Raw genomic sequence first — 5585 nt, forward strand, 5'->3', positions numbered from 1 at the left:
AAGGATTTTAACACAAACAAAAAGGCCCCTCATATTTCTATGAAGGGCCTCCAAAAAAGGCAACGACCTACTCTCCCACTAATGCAGTACCATCGGCGCTAACGGGCTTAACTTCTCTGTTCGGAATGGTAAGAGGTGAGCCCCGTCGCTATAACCACCTTAAATTTTAAGTTAACAGTTAATAAGTAAAAGACAACAGTTTGAACTATTCACTTTTAACTTTTAACTTTTAACTGGCAGTGTGGACTGCCAAATATCTTAACATATTGAAACAAGAAACATGGTTGCGTAATAATTAGATGTTGCACTCTTATAAAAAAACAGGCGTACAATAAGCCTATGGGCTATTAGTACCACTCGGCTGCGTACGTTACCGCACTTACACCTGTGGCCTATCAACGTGGTCATCTCCCACGGCCCTTTAAAGAAATCTCATCTTGTGGTGGGTTTCGCGCTTATATGCTTTCAGCGCTTATCCCTTCCGAACGTAGCTACCCAGCAGTGCTCCTGGCGGAACAACTGGTACACCAGAGGTTCGTCCAACTCGGTCCTCTCGTACTAGAGTCAGATCCACTCAAATTTCTAACGCCCACTGTAGATAGAGACCGAACTGTCTCACGACGTTCTGAACCCAGCTCGCGTGCCACTTTAATGGGCGAACAGCCCAACCCTTGGGACCTTCTCCAGCCCCAGGATGTGACGAGCCGACATCGAGGTGCCAAACCCCCCCGTCGATATGAGCTCTTGGGGGAGATCAGCCTGTTATCCCCGGCGTACCTTTTATCCTTTGAGCGATGGCCCTTCCATGCGGAACCACCGGATCACTATGCTCTTGTTTCCAACCTGATCGACTTGTAGGTCTCTCAGTCAAGCTCCCTTATGCCATTGCACTCTACGCACGGTTACCAAGCGTGCTGAGGGAACCTTTAGAAGCCTCCGTTACTCTTTTGGAGGCGACCACCCCAGTCAAACTACCCACCAAGCACTGTCCCCTCATTGAGGGTTAGACTCTAGACAAGCAAAGGGTGGTATTTCAACAATGACTCCACAACACCTGGCGATGCCGCTTCAAAGTCTCCCACCTATCCTACACATTACTTGTCCAAAACCAATACTAAGCTATAGTAAAGGTGCACGGGGTCTTTTCGTCCCACAGCGGGTAATCGGCATCTTCACCGATACTACAATTTCACCGAGCTCATGGCTGAGACAGTGTCCAGATCGTTGCACCATTCGTGCAGGTCGGAACTTACCCGACAAGGAATTTCGCTACCTTAGGACCGTTATAGTTACGGCCGCCGTTTACTGGGGCTTCATTTAAGACCTTCGCTTACGCTAAGCCCTCCACTTAACCTTCCAGCACCGGGCAGGTGTCAGGCCATATACATCATCTTTCGATTTGGCATAGCCCTGTGTTTTTGATAAACAGTCGCCTGGACCTTTTCACTGCGGCCCCACCGAAGTGGGGCGACCCTTCTCCCGAAGTTACGGGTCTATTTTGCCTAATTCCTTAGCCATGAATCTCTCGAGCTCCTTAGAATTCTCATCCCAACTACCTGTGTCGGTTTAGGGTACGGGCCGCTTCTCTCGCTTTTCTTGGAAGTCGCTTCTCTGGATTATCACCTTGGCCGAAGCCTCAGTGTACTATCGCCGTGTTGCCACTGGCTTCAACGTGCTATTCCGTCAGCACGCACCAAATATACGCCTCCGTCACTTTTATTGAGAGCGGGTACAGGAATATTAACCTGTTGTCCATCCACTACCCCTTTCGGGTTCGCGTTAGGTCCCGACTAACCCTCAGCTGATTAGCATAGCTGAGGAAACCTTAGTCTTTCGGAGTGCGGGTTTCTCGCCCGCATTATCGTTACTTATGCCTACATTTTCTTTTGTAGCTTCTCCAGCATGACTCACATCACACCTTCGACGACACTACAATGCTCCCCTACCACTTTTTCAAGTCCATAGCTTCGGTAGTATGTTTATGCCCGATTATTATCCATGCCGAACCGCTCGACTAGTGAGCTGTTACGCACTCTTTAAATGAATGGCTGCTTCCAAGCCAACATCCTAGCTGTCAAAGCAGTTCAACCGCGTTATTTCAACTTAACATACATTTGGGGACCTTAGCTGATGGTCTGGGTTCTTTCCCTTTCGGACATGGACCTTAGCACCCATGCCCTCACTGCTGGTAAACATTTTATAGCATTCGGAGTTTGTCAGGAATTGGTAGGCGGTGAAGCCCCCGCATCCAATCAGTAGCTCTACCTCTATAAAACTATTAACCAACGCTGCACCTAAATGCATTTCGGGGAGTACGAGCTATTTCCGAGTTTGATTGGCCTTTCACCCCTACCCACAGGTCATCCGAAGACTTTTCAACGTCAACCGGTTCGGTCCTCCACTGTATGTTACTACAGCTTCAACCTGCCCATGGGTAGATCACACGGTTTCGCGTCTACCACTACTAACTAAAGCGCCCTATTCAGACTCGCTTTCGCTACGGATCCGTGACTTAATCACTTAACCTTGCTAGCAACGGTAACTCGTAGGCTCATTATGCAAAAGGCACGCCGTCACCCCAAAGGGCTCCGACCGCTTGTAAGCGTATGGTTTCAGGTTCTATTTCACTCCCTTATTCAGGGTTCTTTTCACCTTTCCCTCACGGTACTAGTTCACTATCGGTCTCTCAGGAGTATTTAGCCTTATCGGATGGTCCCGACTGTTTCATACAGGGTTTCACGTGCCCCGCACTACTCAGGATACCACTATAATTAACGCTCTTTACTTATACCGGGCTATCACCGTCTTTGGCCCCTCTTTCCAAAGGGTTCTAATTCATTGCGCAACTAATGTCGTGGTCCTACAACCCCAAAATTGCCGTAACAACTCTGGTTTGGGCTAATCCGCGTTCGCTCGCCACTACTAACGGAATCACTTTTGTTTTCTTCTCCTCTGGGTACTTAGATGTTTCAGTTCTCCAGGTTCGCCTCCTTGCGGATACTATATCTTCAATATAGTGGGTTGCCCCATTCGGATATCTGCGGATCAATTCATGTGTGCTGATCCCCGCAGCTTTTCGCAGCTTATCACGTCCTTCTTCGCCTCTGAGAGCCTAGGCATTCCCCATACGCCCTTATTTAGCTTATTGTACTTTTTGCTTTTTTAATGAGTTTACTATAATTATTAAAACGATTTAATAACTATAATATGATTAATTAGATATCGCTCGCGTGATTCTAATTAATCCTAATTATTACTTAAATAGATTAGATGAATCTAATCGTATTTTCATGTATCTTTTTTCAATATGTCAATGAACGTGTGGCGAATCGACACTGATAAATTACTATCAGTAGACGACCTTATGCCGTAGTGGAGAATATCGGAGTCGAACCGATGACCTCCTGCGTGCAAGGCAGGCGCTCTAGCCAGCTGAGCTAATCCCCCGTTTCTTTAGTGATCAGTTAACAGTTATCAGTTAACAGTACTTATAACGGCTACTCAACCTCTAAAATTTCCTTTCAATATCTTATGAACGTTTTCAATCGCCAATGGCCTATTGAACCTTCCGTAGTCTCAGGCAGACTCGAACTGCCGACCTCTACATTATCAGTGTAGCGCTCTAACCAGCTGAGCTATGAGACTGTTTTAGTAGACTCAAGACTTATGGATTCAAGATCAAAGACTAAAAAGTCTTATGCCTCGCTTCTTGTCTCTTGTATCTATCTTATTTTTAAATTAACAGCAATGAGAATAAACTATCTTTTTCTTAGTTTTTTGTTTCTTTTTAGTCGTCTTTCTCTAGAAAGGAGGTGTTCCAGCCGCACCTTCCGGTACGGCTACCTTGTTACGACTTAGCCCTAGTTACCGACTTTACCCTAGGCCGCTCCTTGCGGTGACGGACTTCAGGCACTTCCAGCTTCCATGGCTTGACGGGCGGTGTGTACAAGGCCCGGGAACGTATTCACCGCATCATGGCTGATATGCGATTACTAGCGATTCCAGCTTCACGGAGTCGAGTTGCAGACTCCGATCCGAACTGTGATAGGGTTTATAGATTCGCTCCTGGTCACCCAGTGGCTGCTCTCTGTCCCTACCATTGTAGCACGTGTGTAGCCCAGGACGTAAGGGCCGTGATGATTTGACGTCATCCCCACCTTCCTCACAGTTTGCACTGGCAGTCTTGCTAGAGTTCCCGACATGACTCGCTGGCAACTAACAACAGGGGTTGCGCTCGTTATAGGACTTAACCTGACACCTCACGGCACGAGCTGACGACAACCATGCAGCACCTTGTAGATAGTCCGAAGAAATAAGTGTCTCCACCTAATGCAATCTACATTTAAGCCCTGGTAAGGTTCCTCGCGTATCATCGAATTAAACCACATGCTCCACCGCTTGTGCGGGCCCCCGTCAATTCCTTTGAGTTTCATTCTTGCGAACGTACTCCCCAGGTGGGATACTTATCACTTTCGCTTAGCCACTCAGATAAATCCGAACAGCTAGTATCCATCGTTTACGGCGTGGACTACCGGGGTATCTAATCCCGTTCGCTACCCACGCTTTCGTCCATCAGTGTCAATACATTATTAGTAATCTGCCTTCGCAATTGGTATTCTATGTAATATCTATGCATTTCACCGCTACACTACATATTCTAACTACTTCATAATGATTCAAGATAACCAGTATCAAAGGCAATTCTACAGTTGAGCTGCAGACTTTCACCCCTGACTTAATTATCCACCTACGGACCCTTTAAACCCAATGATTCCGGATAACGCTTGGATCCTCCGTATTACCGCGGCTGCTGGCACGGAGTTAGCCGATCCTTATTCTTACAGTACCGTCAAGCTCCCTCACGAGGGAGTGTTTCTTCCTGTATAAAAGCAGTTTACAACCCATAGGGCAGTCTTCCTGCACGCGGCATGGCTGGATCAGAGTTGCCTCCATTGTCCAATATTCCTCACTGCTGCCTCCCGTAGGAGTCTGGTCCGTGTCTCAGTACCAGTGTGGGGGATCCCCCTCTCAGGGCCCCTACCTATCGTTGCCTTGGTGTGCCGTTACCACACCAACTAGCTAATAGGACGCATACTCATCTTCTGCCGTAACCTTTAATCACAAATACCATGCGGTAATGGGATACTATATTGTATTAATCCAAATTTCTCTGGGCTATCCAATAGCAAAAGGTAGATTGTATACGCGTTACGCACCCGTGCGCCGGTCGTCAGCGGAGCAAGCTCCCTGTTACCCCTCGACTTGCATGTGTTAGGCCTGCCGCTAGCGTTCATCCTGAGCCAGGATCAAACTCTTCATCGTTAATTTTTGTGTGTCGCTCTTAATTGAATTAAGGCAACATCTTTAACAACTAATTAGAATCTCTAGTACTCAAAATGGTCTATTCTCTTTGTCGGAAATTATCGTTTCCAATAACTTCCTTACGCTGTCAATTCAATATGTCTATGAACTTTTTTTATCTTTTCTTAACTCGTTTCCTTGTTAAGCGGGTGCAAATATAAAACCCTTTTTTTTCTTCCACAATACTTTTTTGATCTTTTTTTGAAAAATATTTTTTAAAAAAA

The 5585-nt window shown here is 46.5% G+C and carries 2 tRNA genes and 3 rRNA genes; all 5 read right to left on the bottom strand.

Going from position 1 to position 5585, the window contains the following annotated elements:
• Positions 1 to 54 precede the first annotated feature (54 nt).
• The 5 genes from rrf to ABD963_RS15125 all read right to left on the bottom strand — a co-directional run bounded on the left by rrf (position 55) and on the right by ABD963_RS15125 (position 5322).
• Positions 55 to 162 (bottom strand): 5S ribosomal RNA (gene rrf / locus ABD963_RS15105).
• Between the two features lie 165 nt (positions 163 to 327).
• Positions 328 to 3148 (bottom strand): 23S ribosomal RNA (locus ABD963_RS15110).
• 225 nt (positions 3149 to 3373) lie between these two features.
• Positions 3374 to 3447, bottom strand: a tRNA-Ala gene (locus ABD963_RS15115).
• Between the two features lie 124 nt (positions 3448 to 3571).
• Positions 3572 to 3645: transfer RNA gene (locus ABD963_RS15120), tRNA-Ile, on the bottom strand.
• Positions 3646 to 3805: 160 nt separating this feature from the next.
• Positions 3806 to 5322 (bottom strand): 16S ribosomal RNA (locus ABD963_RS15125).
• Together the 16S, 23S and 5S rRNA genes with 2 tRNA genes alongside form the textbook arrangement of a ribosomal RNA operon.
• Between the last annotated feature and the right edge of the window lie 263 nt (positions 5323 to 5585).

It is taken from the genome of Litoribaculum gwangyangense (genome assembly GCF_039543505.1).
GTDB classification, from domain to species: Bacteria; Bacteroidota; Bacteroidia; order Flavobacteriales; family Flavobacteriaceae; genus Litoribaculum; species Litoribaculum gwangyangense.